Origin of the sequence: Pseudoduganella guangdongensis (assembly GCF_009857475.1) — a bacterium.
In the GTDB taxonomy this organism is placed as follows: Bacteria; Pseudomonadota; Gammaproteobacteria; order Burkholderiales; family Burkholderiaceae_D; genus Rugamonas; species Rugamonas guangdongensis.
Genome location: NZ_WWCJ01000009.1, coordinates 33504 through 48341 on the forward strand (window position 1 = coordinate 33504; position 14838 = coordinate 48341).

Below are 14838 nucleotides of genomic sequence, written 5' to 3' on the forward strand. Positions count from 1 at the left end.
AGTTTTCCACCCAATGCGGGAATAGCTCAGTTGGTAGAGCGCAACCTTGCCAAGGTTGAGGTCGAGAGTTCGAGACTCTTTTCCCGCTCCAGAATTCAAGAGAACGCGACCTGCCGCGACTCTGTGTCACCCCTTCGGCGGGGTAGCAAAATGGTTATGCAGCGGCCTGCAAAGCCGTGTACGCCGGTTCGATTCCGGCCCTCGCCTCCAGAAGAAATGAAAAATCCCTGCTTCGGCGGGGATTTTTCATTTCCGGCGCCTTTTTTTGCGTAATTGCCACCGTTGGTGAAAAAATCATGGAAAAGCCAGTCAAATCCGCCAGTGAGGCGCTCACAGTGATCATCGCCACCTGGCGCCACGCCCGGCCGTTTTTCGCCAGTGTGGAAGTGTGGCTGATGGTGCTGGTCGCGGCGTCCATCGTTGGCGGCATGTTCCTGGCCGCCATGGGCGACGTGCGCAGCCTGGTGGCGATTGGCTTCGCCGTAGGCTACCTGGTACTACGCCCGGTGCTGCATGCCAAGGGCATCCTTAGCTGGCCATTCCTGTAAGGCCAGCGGCCTGAGCTCAATCCAGCGCCGAAAACAAATCGGCGGTCCAGTCGATGAATACGCGCAGGCGGTTGCTCACGTAGCGGTTGGATGGGTAGACGACGTAGAAGGGGTAGGGCGCCGGCTGCCACTTTTCCAGTATCGGCACCAGGGCGCCGCTGGCCAAATGCGGCGCCGCTGCGTACCGGAAGGTTTGGATCACACCCAGGCCGGCGACGCCGGCTGCCACGTGGGCGTTGCTCTCATTGATGCCGACCGCGCGTCCGCCTGCCACTTCCACCTTTTGCCCGTTCTTTTCGAAATGCAGCGGCAAGCCGCGTCCCGTGCGGGTTGATAAATACTGCACGATGCTGTGCCCTTCCTGCAGCTCAGACGGGTGCTGTGGGATGCCGTGCTTTTGCAGGTAGGCCGGCGTTGCACAGGTCACCCACGACGCGCTGCCGACTTGGCGGCCTACCAGCGACAGGTCGGTCAGCTCGCCGCCGCGAATCACGCAATCCACATTGTCCCCAATAAGGTTGACATGTTTGTCGGAGACGCCCAGGTCGATCCGGATATCGGGATAGCGCTCGAGGAAAGCGGGCAGCGCCGGCAGCAGGATCAAATTCGCCACGGAGCTGCCCATGTCCACCCGCAGGTGGCCGCGCGGCTTCGATTGCGCCGCGCTGAAGCTGGCGTCCACATCATCCAGTTCTTTCAGCAGGCGCTGGGTCTTTTCGTAGTACTGCGCGCCTTCCTGCGTTACCGATACGCGGCGTGTGGTGCGCTGCAGGAGCTTGACGCGCAGGTGTGCTTCCAGCGCCTGGATCGCCTTGGTGAGCGATGCGTTGGGCATGCCCAAGGTGTCCGCCGCCTTGGTGAAGCTGCCGGCTTCCACCACGCGGGCAAAGGCGCGGATGGCGAGTAGCTGGTCCATCGAACTTCCTTGATTATTTATGGATGGGAATAATGTATTCGTTAATGTCTACTTTATTCAATAATCTCCGGGGCGTAAAGTGGCTTCCGTAGTCACTTACATCCCAATTCAAGGAGAAGCAAAATGAGCAACGGACACAAACTGGCAGGCAAGATAGCTTTGGTCACCGGCGGCACTACCGGTATCGGCCTGGCGTCGGCGCAGGATTTCGCGGCGCAAGGCGCGACTGTGTACATTACGGGCCGCCGCCCGGCGGAGCTGGAGGCGGCCGTCGCGACCATCACCGCAACCGGCGCAAAGGCTTACGGCATCCAGGGCGATGTCGCCAAGCTGGCGGACCTGGACCGCATTTTCGCCGAGATCAAGGAGCGTTCGGGCCACCTGGATGTGCTGTTCGCCAACGCGGGCGGCGGCGACATGATGCCGCTGGCGGACATCAGCGAAGAACACTTCGACCGCATTTTCGACACCAATGTGAAAGGCACGCTGTTCACGGTACAGAAATCCCTGGGCCTGCTGAAAGACGGCAGCTCGATCATCCTGACCGCGTCCACGACGTCGGTGAAGGGAACGGAGAATTTCAGCGTCTACAGCGCAAGCAAGGCCGCCGTGCGCAATTTCGCCCGCAACTGGCTGCTGGACCTGAAGCCGCGCAATATCCGCGTGAATGCCATCAGCCCCGGCCCGATCCATACCCCGGGCCTGGCCGGGCTGGTGCCGGAGGAGCACCAATCCGGCCTGCTGGGCCACCTGGCCACCTTGGTGCCGATCGGCCGTCTCGGCCAGCCGGCGGAAGTGGCGAAGGCGGTGACCTTCCTGGCATCCGCTGACAGCACCTTCATCAACGGCATTGAACTGTTCGTGGACGGCGGCCAGGCGCAGATCTGAGCGCGCGCCGGGAGCGTTGCGCGTGGACTTGATTTTCGCGCGCACGGCCCCTAGATAAATTGCCCTGTTATGTATTCATGAGGAACGATTATGGAACATGATGAGGCATTACTTGAGAGTCTGGCCGCGCTGCGGGCGGCGCACGACAAGGCCAACCGGCTGATGGCGGAAATCGCCGCCCTCGGTGCGCGGGCATTGAAAGGTCGCGGCAGTTTACCGTCGTTGGTCCAGTTGCAAAACTATGCGCAAGCACTGGCCCAGGCGCAGCGGCAAGCCGTCCATTGCGAGGAGCTATTGCTGGGCGGGCCGTCCAGCGCCATGCCCGGCGCAGCGGCAAGCAGCAGGCCCTGTGTGCATTGATTCGGTGGCGGGAGGACTATGCCATGCGAATTTTCGATGCAGTGTCGGCGCAAATTTCCGCCATGGGCTTGCCGCTCTTTGCCGTCAGCGCCACGCGCGCCGAGTGGCCCGACACCCCCTTGCTGCTTTTCCTCCACTGGCATGGTTTCCGCCGCGCGACACCGTTGCAGTTGGACGGGGTGCCGATGCCGGCGCGCGCGGTACCCAGTTCGGCCTTGCAGTTCGAAGGCCCTGGCTTGAGCGCCACGGCGGCGGAGGAAGCCTTGCTGGAGGCGGCCTGGCGGCTCGGCGCCTGGCAGCTGGAGCGCCAGCAGCTGCGGGCCTGCAACACCGCCGGCGCGCCCGATAGCGAGGCCTTTGCCTGCCGCCTGGCGTTCGGCGACAACGCGGCCGGCTATCCGGAGGAAGCGGTGCTGGGCGGCGACGTGGAAGTGCGCCTGGCGCAGATGGTGCTGGCGGCCCAGCGCGGCTACCAGCAGTGGTTGTTCCAGCCGGTTAAGGGCGGTGTGTGGGCCGGGGTCGGCCCGCCCGACGACAGCCTGGGCGCGGATGGCGGACGGCAGTCCGACTGCCCGGTGCGGCCGTCGCCGCCGGCACCCGGACAGCGCGTGGTGTACCTGCTGGGGCATCACAACCGGCTGATCCTGCCGTGAAATATTTTGTTACAAATTGCTCGGCGCAGCCGTCTTGAAAATGAAAAACCGAAAACATACTTCCGAAAACGCTGAAGTCTGGCTCTAGCATTGTCTGGACCGATTCACTTTTTTGATGATCTGACCACTAATTGGAGATTGAAGAGATGAACATTCGTCCCCTCTATGACCGGGTTATTGTGAAGCGAATTGAAAAACAACGCCAAACTGCCTCCGGCATCGTGATCCCTGATTCCGCCACCGAGAAGCCCGAGCAGGGCGAGGTGCTGGCGGTGGGCCAAGGCCGCGCCTTGCCGGACGGCGGCCTGCGCCCGCTGGCCGTGAAGGTCGGCGACTCCGTCCTGTTCGGCAAATACGCCGGCCAGGCCGTCAAGCTTGATGGCGAAGAACTGCTGGTGCTGCGCGAGGAAGACATCCTCGGCGTGATCGAGCACGCCGCAGCCAACGCCAAAGCCGCCTGAGTCCAACTTGTTTTAGGGAGAAAGAACATGACTGCAAAAGACGTTCAATTCAACGAGGACGCCCGCACCCGCATCGTCAAAGGCGTGAATGTGCTGGCCAACGCCGTTAAAGTGACGCTGGGCCCGAAAGGCCGCAATGTGGTGATCGAGCGCAGCTTCGGCGCGCCGACGATTACCAAGGATGGCGTCTCCGTCGCCAAGGAAATCGAGTTGAAAGACCGCCTGGAAAACATGGGCGCGCAAGTGGTCAAGCAGGTCGCCTCCAAGACCGCCGATGTGGCGGGTGACGGCACCACCACCGCCACGGTGCTGGCCCAGGCCATCGTCCAGGAAGGCATGAAATACGTGGCGGCCGGCATGAACCCGATGGACCTCAAGCGCGGCATCGATCAGGCCGTCGCATCAGCGATCAATGAGCTGAAAGCGATCTCGCGCCCGATCGCCACCAGCAAGGAGATCGCCCAGGTCGGCGCCATCTCGGCCAACTCCGACAGCGCCATCGGCGACATCATCGCCCAGGCGATGGAGAAGGTCGGCAAGGAAGGCGTCATCACGGTGGAAGACGGCAAGTCGCTGGAGAACGAGCTGGATGTGGTGGAAGGCATGCAGTTTGACCGGGGCTACCTGAGCCCATACTTCATCAACGATCCGGACAAGCAGCTGGCGCGCCTGGATGATCCGCTGGTCCTGCTGTACGACAAAAAGATCAGCAATATCCGCGAACTGCTGCCGGTGCTGGAGCAGTCGGCCAAGGCCGGCAAGCCGCTGTTCATCGTGGCGGAAGACGTGGAAGGCGAAGCGTTGGCGACCCTGGTGGTGAACTCGGTGCGCGGCATCCTGAAAGTGGCCGCCGTCAAAGCGCCGGGCTTTGGCGACCGCCGCAAGGCCATGCTGGAAGATATCGCTGTGCTGACCGGCGCCACCGTGATTTCGGAGGAGACCGGGCACACGCTGGAAAAGGCCACCCTGGAACACCTGGGCAGCGCCAAACGCATCGAAGTGCAGAAGGACGCCACCACCATTATCGACGGCGCCGGCGAGCAGCAGCGCATAGATGCGCGGGTGGCCACCATCCAGGCCCAGATCGAGCAGGCCACCAGCGACTACGACAAGGAAAAACTGCAAGAGCGTGTCGCCAAGCTGGCTGGCGGCGTGGCCGTGATCAAGGTTGGCGCGGCCACCGAAGTGGAGATGAAGGAAAAGCGCGACCGCGTCGACGATGCGCTGCACGCCACCCGCGCGGCGGTGGAGGAGGGCATTGTCCCGGGCGGCGGCGTGGCGCTGCTGCGCGCGCGTGCCGCGATCACCCAGCTGAAAGCCGCCAATGCCGACCAGCAAGCAGGTGTGCAGATCGTGCTGCGCGCACTGGAGGCGCCACTGCGCGTCATCGTCGCGAATGCCGGTGAGGAACCGTCCGTGGTGGTGGCCAAGGTGGCCGAGGGCAAGGGCAACTTCGGCTACAACGCCGCCACCGGCGAGTACGTGGATATGGTGGAAAACGGCGTGATCGACCCGACCAAGGTCACCCGCACCGCGCTGCAGAACGCCGCCTCCATCGCCGGCTTGCTGCTGACGACCGAAGCGACGATCGCGGACGCCGCGCCTGAAGAGAAGGCAACCCAGCCAGACTGACCTGGGCTATTCAAAAGGGGCCATGCCTGATGCCAGGCATGGCCCCTTTTTTATTTCGACTTTTTGCCGGATTGCGCTGGCTGGCTCTTGCCCGATTGGCCGCCTTTGCTTCCCGGCTCGGCAGACTGCTTGTTGCCGGCATTTTTGCTGTTCTGCGTCTCTTCCAGTTTGCTATTGCGGCCGTTCTTGCCGGCCTGGGTGGGCTTGCTCATGATTGCCTCCTTGTAGACGAGAGTGCCCATCATAATCATGGCGGCGCAGGAAGGGCACGCGATTGAAACGCGGTCAAGCGCCATACGGCCGTAGCCCAGCCATTCAGACCGGCAGCGCAGTCTCGTATTTGACTTCACGCAGGGCCACGCTGGTATTGACCTGCGACACGCCGGGCAGTTTCAGCAGCACATTGTGCAGGAAGTCGTGATACGTGTTCATGTCTTCCACCACCAGCTTCACCAGGTAGTCCGACGTGCCGGTTACCTCGTAGCACTCCATGACTTCCGTCCGGACGCGCATGGCATTCTCAAAGCTCTCTACCACGCCCGTGTCGTGCCGCGCCAGCGAGATATGCAGCAGGCAAACCTGGCGCAAGCCGAGTTTGTTGCGGTCCACAATCGCCGCATAGCGGGTGATGACATTCTTCTCTTCCAGTTCCTTTTGCCGCCGCCAGCAGGGTGTGGCGGACATGCCGACGCGCTCGGCCAGTTCATTGGTGGAGATTGCGCTGTCTTTCTGCAGCTCAGCAAGGATTTTGCGGGAAGCCGCATCAAAAGTGGAATTTTCCATTTACAGCCTGAAAAGAGAAATAAGATTTCTTTCGGCCCGATTCCCGCGTTGATTGAGGAATATTATTCTGGCCCCTGAAACCTACCATAGAGCCCACGATAGTACAGGCGGACCACCGCCAATTACAAGGTATAAAAGGAGACGTAATGGGTTCGATGGAAGAGGGCGCGGCGCTGGCAAATCCGCAGGAGCAGGGCTATGAGGGTGGCGTGCAGCTGGCGGACCCGGAGTATCGCCTGGACGACAACCTGCAGCGCGAAAGCGGCCGGATTTTCATCACAGGCACCCAGGCGCTGCTGCGCATGATGTTGGTGCAAAAGCGCCTCGACGCAGCGCGCGGCCTGAAAACCGCCGGTTTCATTAGCGGCTACCGCGGCTCCCCGCTGGGCGCGGTGGACCAGGAAGTGTGGCGCGCCGCTGCCCTGCTGAAGGCACACCAGATCGAATTCCTGCCAGCCATTAACGAAGAGCTGGGCGCGACTGCCGTGCTGGGCACGCAGCAAGTGGAAAACGATCCCACGCGCCAGGTCGACGGTGTATTTGCGCTGTGGTACGGCAAAGGCCCCGGCGTTGACCGCGCCGGCGACGCGATCAAGCATGGCAACGCCTACGGTTCTTCCCCGCGCGGCGGTGTGGTGGTGGTGCTGGGCGACGACCATGGCTGCGTTTCCTCCTCCATGCCGCACCAGAGCGAACAGGCGTTGATGGCCTGGTCGATGCCGGTCCTGAATCCCGCCAACATCGAGGAGTACCAGGAATTCGGCCTGTACGGCTGGGCGCTTTCACGCTATTCCGGCGCCTGGGTAGGGTTCAAGGCGATTTCGGAAACCGTTGAAGGCGGCGCCGTCGTCAACATTCCGCCGGCACCGGACTTCCTCGCCCCCACCGACTACCAGCCGCCAGCCGACGGCCTGCATTACCGCTGGCCCGACCTGCCAGGCCTGGGCATTGAAGTGCGCGTGCACGAAAAGCTGAAGGCCGTGCTGGCATTCGCCCGCGCCAACCCGATCGACAAGCTGGTGGTACGCGCGCCGGCGGCCACCCTTGGCATTATCAGCGCCGGCAAAGCCTACCTCGACCTGGTGGAAGCCTTGCAGCGCCTCAGCCTTGGCTTCGACAAGCTGGAACAGCTGGGCATCCGCCTGTACAAGCCGGGCCTGACCTATCCGCTCGAACCGAATGGCCTGCTGGCCTTCGCGCAGGGGCTGGAGCAGATCCTGGTGATCGAAGAGAAGGGCGCCGTGGTGGAAGAGCAGGTCAAGCAAATGCTCTATAACCTGCCGGCACGTCCCATCGTCCTCGGCAAGACCGACGCATCGGGGGCAGCGCTGTTGTCCGCCCTGGGCGAGCTGCGTCCCTCGCGCATTGCCCCCGTACTGGTACGCTGGCTCGCGCCCTTGCTGCCGCAGGCCGGCCTGTCCGCGCAGTTGCCCGACTTCTGCGCAGCGAGCGGACTATCGCAAGACGCTGTGCGCCGCACCCCGTTCTTCTGCTCCGGCTGCCCGCACAATACCTCCACCAAGGTCCCCGAAGGCAGCCGCGCCCTGGCCGGCATCGGCTGCCACTTCATGGCCACATGGATGGACCGCGACACCGTCACGCTGACCCAGATGGGGGGCGAAGGCGTGCCATGGGTGGCCGCCTCGCGTTTCGTCTCCGAACCGCACGTGTTCCAGAACCTGGGCGACGGCACCTACTACCACTCCGGCTACCTCGCCGTGCGGCAGGCGATTGCCGCCAAGGCCAATATCACCTACAAGATCCTGTACAACGACGCCGTCGCCATGACCGGCGGCCAGCCGGTGGACGGGGGACTGAGCGTGCCGCAGATCGCCCAGCAGGTGCTGAGCGAAGGCGCTGTCAAAGTGGTGGTCGTCACCGACGACACGGCCCGCTATCAAAACGTGGTGCTGCCGCAAGGCGTCGCGGTGGAAGACCGCAAGGACCTTGACGCCATCCAGCGCATGCTGCGCGAGATCAAAGGCGTCTCGGTGCTGATCTACGACCAGACCTGCGCCGCCGAAAAGCGCCGCCGCCGCAAAAAGAACCGCCCCGACCGCGAAGTCTTCCCCGACCCGCAACGCCGCATGATGATTAACCCAGCCGTATGCGAAGGCTGCGGCGACTGCGGCGTGCAATCGAACTGCCTCTCCATCCTGCCGCTGGAAACCCAGCTCGGACGCAAGCGCCAGATCGAGCAGTCCTCCTGCAACAAAGACTACTCCTGCGTAGAAGGCTTCTGCCCAAGCTTCGTCTCCGTCATCGGCGGCACGCTGAAGAAGCCCGAAGCGGCACGGGTCACGCTGGCGCAGCTGGAGCTGGCGCTGGTCGGCTATCCCCAGCAAAAGCAGCACGACTTCGCGCAGCCGTTTGAGGTACTGGTTGCCGGCATCGGCGGCACCGGCGTCGTGACGCTCGGCGCGCTGGTCACGATGGCGGCGCACCTGGAGGGCAAGGGCGCCTCCACGCTCGACTTCATGGGGTTTGCGCAAAAGGGCGGCGCCGTCATGTCTCACGTACGGGTCGCCGCCTCCCCGGAAAAGCTGAACCAGGTCCGCATCGACCTGCGCCAGGCCGACGCCCTGATCGCCTGCGACCTGGTGGTCGGCGCCATGCCCGATGCACTGGCCGTGATCGGACACGGACACACCCAAGTCGTCGCCAACAGCCGCGAAACGCCGACCGCCGAATTCACGCGCAACCCGGACGCCGTGGTCAGCAAAGACGCCCTGATCGCCAAGCTGCAGCAAGCCGCCGGCAGTGAGCAAGTGGTCAGCCTCGACCCCACCGACCTCGCCACGCGCGCGCTGGGCGAACCGATCACCGCCAACATCGTCCTGCTCGGCTACGCATGGCAGAAAGGGCTGGTGCCTGTATCGAACAGCGCCATGATGCGTGCCATCGAATTGAACAATGTCGCCGTCGACATGAACAAACGCGCCTTCCTGCTAGGCCGCCTGGCCGCAGCCAATCCCGGCGTGCTGCAGCAGGTAATCGGGGCCAAGCAGCAAGTGGTGCACTTCGCAGCCCCACAAGGGCTCGAACAAATCATCGAACATCGCCGCCGCCTGCTGGTTGCCTACCAGGACGAAGCCTACGCCGCCCGCTACGAAGCACTGGTACGCGCCGTGGCGCAAAAAGAGCGCACCATCGAAGGCGAGCAATCCAAACTGGTACTCGCCCGCGCCGTCGCGCGCAACCTGTACCGCGCCATGGCCTACAAAGACGAATACGAAGTAGCCCGCCTGCACAGCGACCCCGTATTCGCCGCGCAAATCGCCGCCCAATTCGAAGGCGACTACGCGCTGCAATTCCACCTCGCACCCCCGCTGCTGGCACGCAAGGGCAGCAACGGCCTGCCACGCAAGCAGGTGTACGGAGCGTGGATGCAGACCGGCTTCCGCGCCCTGGCCCGAATGAAGCGCTTACGCGGCACCCCGCTCGACGTATTCGGCTACACCGCCGAACGACGCCAAGAGCGCGCCTGGCGCGACGAATACATGGCAGCGGTGGGCCAGCTCACGCAGACCCTGAGCGCCGCCAACAAAGACAGCGCCCTGCGCCTGGCCCAACTCCCCGAAACCGTACGCGGCTTCGGCCACGTCAAGCTCCCCGCACTCGCCGCCGCCCGCAACAAAATTCGGGGTCAGGTCTGACATTCGGACAGCCGCTACGCACATTTGATTTTTCTCAAAAGCCAAGTTGCGGAAATTTGGTAGGCGCTTGTCAGGTGGTATGGGTATGAAAGCCGGATACAAATAGCCGGCTTTCATAAACCGTATTGAGAAATCTCAAAAGTGCGAGCTGCGTGTCCGATTGTCAGACCTGACCCCGAATTTAGAAGTGGAACTGGGCGCTGAACTTGGCGGTGCGGGGGGCGCCTTGCATCATGGTGGCGCCGCCGGCGCGCATGGCCCAGTAGGCTTTGTCGGCCAAATTGTCGACGTTGACGCGGATAGTCAGGCCTTTGCTAAAGAGCTGGGTTTCGTAGCGGGCGCCAATGTCGAGCAGGGCGATGGCGCCGACTTGCCATTGCCCCAGCGCGTCTACCGGGCGCTTGCCGTAGTGGCGGGCGCCCACGGATAGGGTCAGGGGCAATCCGTTGACGCGGTATTCGCTGTACACGCTGGTTTGGTGGCGCGCTACGCCGCGAATGCGCTGGCCGTCCAATGTGCCGCCGTCGGTCTTTTCGTTGCTGGCGTCGAGCCACAACGTGCTGGCGGTGAGCAGCCATTGCGATGCCAGGCGTAGGTTGCCGGCCAGTTCCAGGCCTTGGTAGCGCGCTTCGCCGTCTTGCGTGAAGACGTTGGCGGGGGTGGTGTAGCTGAGGCCTTTCTTTAGCTGGAACAAGGCGGCGGTGGCACCCCAGTCTTTGCCTTCGGCTTTGGCGCCGATTTCGATTTGCTTGCTCACCATCGGTTCGAATACTTGGCCGCGATTGGCGGCGGTCATGGGGGCGGTTTCGCCTTGCTCCAACGCTTCCACGTAGCTGCCGTACAGTGAAAGGCCGGCGAGCGGGCGGTACACGGCGGCGACGGTCGGCGTGGTCTTGCTCTTGTTGTAGCCGGCGTCCTTGACTTGCAGGCGGCCGTGGCGCAAGCCGATGACCAAGTCCCAATCGCTGCCCAGGTGCAGCGTGTCGGAGGCGAATACTTCGCGGCGGCGTACCAGGTCGAATTCGGCTTTGGCGTCGGATACCTTGGCGGGGCTGCTGAACGGGTTGAAGAAGTCGACCGGGTCGGCGAGGTTGGCGGGGCCGAGGTAGGCGCTTTCGTATTTGCCGCCGCCAACCCAGGAGGCGGCTTCGTCGGAGGCGCTGCGCGACATGCCGAAGGCGATTTCGTGGCGTACGGGGCCAGTGGCGAGTTTGCCGGTGACCATGGCTTGCGCGTGGCGGCTTTGGAATCGGCCGGAGAAGTTTTGCGCCAGTACGGTGTAGTCGCCGTTGGCTTTGGCCAGGACGTCGGTGCCGTTCATCAGTTCACGGCCGAATTCCGTTGTGCGGTAGGCGAGGGCGAGTTTCCAGTCGGGTGCGAATTGCCAGGCGAGGTCGCTGCCGTAGGTGTCGAATTCGGTGTGAACGCGTCCGAATTTTGGTGCGATGCGTTTGCTGCCGTCGATCGGGGCTGGCGCTGCGGCGTTGCCGGACCAGCCGCCGGCGGCGGTGCCGGTGGTGCTTGGGGTGATCCAGGCGTTGGCGCCTCGACGCGTTTGTTCGCCGCTGATGGCGTCCACTTGCCATACCAGCTCAGGGGTGATGCGCCAGTCCAGGGCTAGGGAGCCTGAGGTGCGGCGTTGCTTGCCGCCGTCCACTGCGGTGTCGCCGGTCTCGCGTACGAGGTTGAGGCGGTAGCCGAAGGCATCGCGCTCGCCGAAGCGGCCACCGAGGTCGCCGTGCACCAGCACCATGCCGCTATCCATTACCTGGGTGGAGACGCTGCGCACCGGCTGGCTGCCGGCGCGTTTCAGCACGTAGTTGACGGTGCCGCCGGGGGCGGAAAAACCGTACAGGAAGCCGCCGGCGCCTTTCAACACTTCCACGCGCTCCATGTGTTCCAGCGGTAGTTCGTTGTACAGCATGCCGTAGCTGAGGCCATCGAGCTTGCTGCCGTTGTACTGGTCGGTGGAGATGCCGCGAATGCTGACCCAGCTCTCGGCCACGCTCTGGTCGACCATGGGGCTGAAGGAGGCGTCGCCTTTGGTGAGGTCGGCCAGCGAGCGGGCTTGTTTGTTCTCCATAAGTGCGCGCGAGTAGACGCCGACGCTGAAGGGGGTGTCTTGCAGTGATTTGTCGCCCAGTACACCGACGGTGGCGTTCTTGGCGCGGTAGCCATGCTCGGCGGAGCCGTCTTCGGCGGCTGCCTGGACGACGACGGTGGGCATGGTGGTGGCCTGGTCTTCCGCACGGGCGGTGGCGCTGGACAGGGTGAGGCCGAGCAGTGCCAGGCGTACGGCGGCATGCAGAGGGGTGGGGCAGGGTCGGTTCATAAAAATGTGTAGCGGGTTGGAAAGCGATACGATGTTGAAAATTAGTAAATTATAGTAAATGAGAATCATTTGCATTGCAATCGCCAAAGCGCACATAGACGCTCCGCCCGGCGCTCTCTATACTGGCAAGGACTTCAGCCTATTTTTCGAATCAATGCGCTCGTTGCGGTGCTTATCCCTGATACTCAGCTTGCTGCTGGCCGGGCATGCGGCGGCGTCCTGCCCGCCGCTACGCTATGGCTATACGGACAAGGCGGTGCCGCCTTATTACGTGGGGGCGGGGCCGAAGGCGCCCGAGCCGCCGGGCGCGCTGGCCGAACTGGCGCGCGAGGCGACGGCCAGCGCCCGCTGTCCGACGGAGTTCGTGCGCATGCCGCCGGCGCGTTTGCAGAAAAGCCTGGACGAGGGCGTGATCGATGCCATGTCGCTGTTCGCGCCGGAAGTGGTGGGGGAAATGCCGAACGTGGTCTATCCGCGCGATAAGCAGGGCAACCTCGATATGGCGCGCACTTTGCCGTTGTACGCGGTGGTCTTCGTGCGCGCGCGTGATGGCATTTCGCTCGATGCGGAGCCGGGGCAGGTCTTGCGCGGCAAGGTGATCGGCGTGTCGCAGGGGGCGCCGCACATCAAGTATTTGCGCAAGACGGGCGTGGAGGTGGATGCTGGGGCGGCTAATCCGGACCGCAATTTCGAGAAGCTGAAACTTGGCCGTATCGACGGCTTTGCGATCTCGCTTTCCACGCCGGAGGACATGGATGCGTCGGTGGCCAAGCGCTATGGCAAGCAGTTTGTGCGGCTGCGCAAGCCTATCCTCGTCATTAATTCGTGGCTGGCGTTGAACCGCAGCTACTACGAGAACAACCGCGCGGCGTCGGAGGCGATCTGGGATTGGTACGGCGCCCATAGCCGCACGCGCTTGATTGCGCTGTTAAAGAAGTACGGCCGCTAGGCGTTCAGGTGCCGAAGCGCTGTACCACGAATTCGACGAAGCTGGCCAGCTTTGGCGTGGATTGGCGGTCGCGCGGGTAGATCAAGTGCATAGGGCGCGGCTGCGGCCAGTACTCGCGCAGCACAGGCACCAGGCGGCCGGCGGCGATTTCGTCGGCCAGCACGGCGTCGGCCTGCATCACCAGGCCCAGGCCGGCCACAGCGGCCAGGCGCAGCGCTTCGCCATTGTTGGAGCGCATGCGGCAGCTGGGCGTTGTGCCTTCATTCGATCCGAACTGCCAGCGCGCCTTGTGGCGCCAGTGGGAAAAGTCCAGGCAGCGGTGCCGCGCCAGTTCTTCCGGGGTGCGCGGGGTGCCGTGCCGCGCGAGGTAGGCGGGGGCGGCGCAGACCATCATTTGCAGCGCGGTGAGCGGGCGCGCGACCAGGGTGGAATCGGGCAGGGGACCAATGCGGATGGCGGCGTCCAGGCCTTCTTCCACCAGGTCGGACAGGCGGTTGGAGAGGTCCAGCTCCAGGTTCACTTCCGGGTGCAGTTCGAGGTATTCGGCCATGGCGGGCGCCAGGCAGCGGCTGCCGAAGGCGGCGGGGGCGCTGACCTTCAAGGTGCCGCGCGGGATGGTGCGCATGGCGAGCGCGCCGCTTTCGGCCGCTTGCACCAGTTGCAGGATGTGGCGGCATTGCTCGGCGTATTGCTGGCCGATTTCGCTCAGGCTCTGGCTGCGGGTGGTCCGGTGCAGCAGGCGTGCGCCTACCAGTTGCTCGAGGGCGGCAATGTGCTTGCTGACCATGACCGTGGACATGTCGAGCGTGCGGGCGGCGGCGCTGAAACTGCCGGCGTCCACCACGCGCACAAAGACTTCCATGCTGCGCATCTTGTCCATGCATTGTTAAGTTTGGGTTAAAGATGTTGTTAATTCTAGAGTATTTTTAATTGCCGCACTGGGCAGGATACTGGCGGCATGACAACCCTGACCCTCTCCCTCTGGCTGGCTTTCCTTGCGATGGCGCTGGCCGCTACCTTTAGTCCCGGCCCGGCCGTGTTGCTGGCTGTTTCCACCACCCTGAGCCTGGGCGCGCGCCGCACGGCCTATAGCTCGGTGGGCAATGCGCTGGGCGTCTTTCTCGTTTCCTGCGTGGCGGTGGGGGGCGTGGGCCTGCTGTTCGAGGCGTGGCCGCCGGCCTTTACCGTATTGAAGCTGGCCGGCGCTGCGTACCTGGCCTGGCTTGGCGTGAAGCAGTGGCGCCAGGGCGGCCAGTCGGACCGCACGGGGCTGCCTGGTGCTGCCAGCGCGCCGGCGCCGAGCAGCCGCGCGGCGGTGTTCCGGCGCGGCTTGCTGGTCGCGTGCAGTAATCCGAAAGCGATCCTGTTTTTTGCGGCGGTGTTCCCGCAGTTTATGCCGCCGGGGCGGATCGATATTGTGCGCTTCCTGCTGCTTAGTCTGACCTTTGTGGCGGCGTCGCTGGTGGCCCAGTTCAGCTATGTGCTGTTGACCGCGACGGCCGGTGCGCGGGTGTTGTCGGGCCGCCGCATGGCGCTGCTGCAGCGCGGCACGGGCTTGCTGTTCATCGGGCTGGCTGTGTCGCTGGCATTTACTTGATATACCAATTTAATACCAATTGCTTAATTTGGTGCTAATATCCAGCTCCCGGGCCGTGGCGGT

The 14838-nt window shown here is 63.5% G+C and carries 14 protein-coding genes and 2 tRNA genes; 11 read left to right on the top strand and 5 right to left on the bottom strand.

Annotated elements, in window-relative coordinates; translation table 11 throughout:
* Positions 1 to 15 precede the first annotated feature (15 nt).
* The 3 genes from GTP41_RS13870 (at position 16) to GTP41_RS13880 (ending at position 548) form a co-directional block, all read left to right on the top strand.
* Positions 16 to 91, top strand: a tRNA-Gly gene (locus GTP41_RS13870).
* Positions 92 to 136: 45 nt separating this feature from the next.
* Positions 137 to 210: transfer RNA gene (locus GTP41_RS13875), tRNA-Cys, on the top strand.
* Positions 211 to 296: 86 nt separating this feature from the next.
* Positions 297 to 548, top strand: a complete 252-nt coding sequence (locus GTP41_RS13880; RefSeq protein WP_161026164.1) for a hypothetical protein — start codon at positions 297 to 299, stop codon at positions 546 to 548.
* 16 nt (positions 549 to 564) lie between these two features.
* On the opposite strand, the gene GTP41_RS13885 is transcribed toward GTP41_RS13880, so the two are convergent.
* Positions 565 to 1464 carry a LysR family transcriptional regulator gene (locus tag GTP41_RS13885; protein ID WP_161026165.1) on the bottom strand — a complete coding sequence of 300 codons (900 nt, stop codon included), beginning with the start codon at positions 1462 to 1464 and terminating at the stop codon, positions 565 to 567.
* A 123-nt stretch (positions 1465 to 1587) separates the two neighbouring features.
* On the opposite strand from GTP41_RS13885, the gene GTP41_RS13890 reads away from it, so the two are divergent.
* From GTP41_RS13890 to groL, 5 genes are all read left to right on the top strand, one after another.
* Complete coding sequence (locus tag GTP41_RS13890) at positions 1588 to 2352, top strand: SDR family NAD(P)-dependent oxidoreductase (RefSeq protein WP_161026166.1); 765 nt, start codon at positions 1588 to 1590, stop codon at positions 2350 to 2352.
* Between the two features lie 90 nt (positions 2353 to 2442).
* Positions 2443 to 2712: a hypothetical protein gene (locus GTP41_RS13895; RefSeq protein ID WP_161026167.1), complete on the top strand. Its 270-nt coding sequence runs from the start codon at positions 2443 to 2445 to the stop codon at positions 2710 to 2712.
* 23 nt (positions 2713 to 2735) lie between these two features.
* Entirely contained in the window at positions 2736 to 3365 is a 630-nt protein-coding gene (locus tag GTP41_RS13900; protein ID WP_161026168.1) for a diguanylate cyclase, read from the top strand.
* A 146-nt stretch (positions 3366 to 3511) separates the two neighbouring features.
* Positions 3512 to 3826, top strand: a complete 315-nt coding sequence (locus tag GTP41_RS13905) for a co-chaperone GroES (RefSeq protein ID WP_161026169.1) — start codon at positions 3512 to 3514, stop codon at positions 3824 to 3826.
* Between the two features lie 27 nt (positions 3827 to 3853).
* On the top strand, positions 3854 to 5458 hold the full coding sequence (gene groL, locus GTP41_RS13910) for a chaperonin GroEL (RefSeq protein ID WP_161026170.1): 1605 nt from the start codon (positions 3854 to 3856) through the stop codon (positions 5456 to 5458).
* A gap of 50 nt (positions 5459 to 5508) precedes the next feature.
* On the opposite strand, the gene GTP41_RS13915 is transcribed toward groL, so the two are convergent.
* Together GTP41_RS13915 and GTP41_RS13920 are read right to left on the bottom strand one after the other, a co-directional pair.
* Positions 5509 to 5670, bottom strand: coding sequence for a hypothetical protein (locus GTP41_RS13915; RefSeq protein WP_161026171.1), 162 nt, complete (start codon positions 5668 to 5670; stop codon positions 5509 to 5511).
* Positions 5671 to 5773: 103 nt separating this feature from the next.
* Positions 5774 to 6241, bottom strand: coding sequence for an Lrp/AsnC family transcriptional regulator (locus GTP41_RS13920; RefSeq protein WP_161026172.1), 468 nt, complete (start codon positions 6239 to 6241; stop codon positions 5774 to 5776).
* A gap of 155 nt (positions 6242 to 6396) precedes the next feature.
* On the opposite strand from GTP41_RS13920, the gene GTP41_RS13925 reads away from it, so the two are divergent.
* Complete coding sequence (locus tag GTP41_RS13925; protein ID WP_161026365.1) at positions 6397 to 9897, top strand: indolepyruvate ferredoxin oxidoreductase family protein; 3501 nt, start codon at positions 6397 to 6399, stop codon at positions 9895 to 9897.
* A gap of 181 nt (positions 9898 to 10078) precedes the next feature.
* Here the strand turns inward: GTP41_RS13925 and GTP41_RS13930 are convergent, their stop codons facing one another.
* Entirely contained in the window at positions 10079 to 12229 is a 2151-nt protein-coding gene (locus GTP41_RS13930; RefSeq protein ID WP_161026173.1) for a TonB-dependent siderophore receptor, read from the bottom strand.
* Between the two features lie 163 nt (positions 12230 to 12392).
* Between GTP41_RS13930 and GTP41_RS13935 the strand changes: the two genes are divergently transcribed.
* Positions 12393 to 13178 carry a substrate-binding periplasmic protein gene (locus GTP41_RS13935; RefSeq protein ID WP_161026174.1) on the top strand — a complete coding sequence of 262 codons (786 nt, stop codon included), beginning with the start codon at positions 12393 to 12395 and terminating at the stop codon, positions 13176 to 13178.
* A 4-nt stretch (positions 13179 to 13182) separates the two neighbouring features.
* Here GTP41_RS13935 and GTP41_RS13940 read toward each other — a convergent pair whose 3' ends face one another.
* On the bottom strand, positions 13183 to 14058 hold the full coding sequence (locus tag GTP41_RS13940) for a LysR family transcriptional regulator (RefSeq protein ID WP_161026175.1): 876 nt from the start codon (positions 14056 to 14058) through the stop codon (positions 13183 to 13185).
* A 78-nt stretch (positions 14059 to 14136) separates the two neighbouring features.
* Between GTP41_RS13940 and GTP41_RS13945 the strand changes: the two genes are divergently transcribed.
* A complete protein-coding gene (locus GTP41_RS13945; protein WP_229502859.1) occupies positions 14137 to 14775 on the top strand; it encodes a LysE family translocator in 639 nt (212 codons plus the stop codon).
* Positions 14776 to 14838 lie beyond the last annotated feature (63 nt).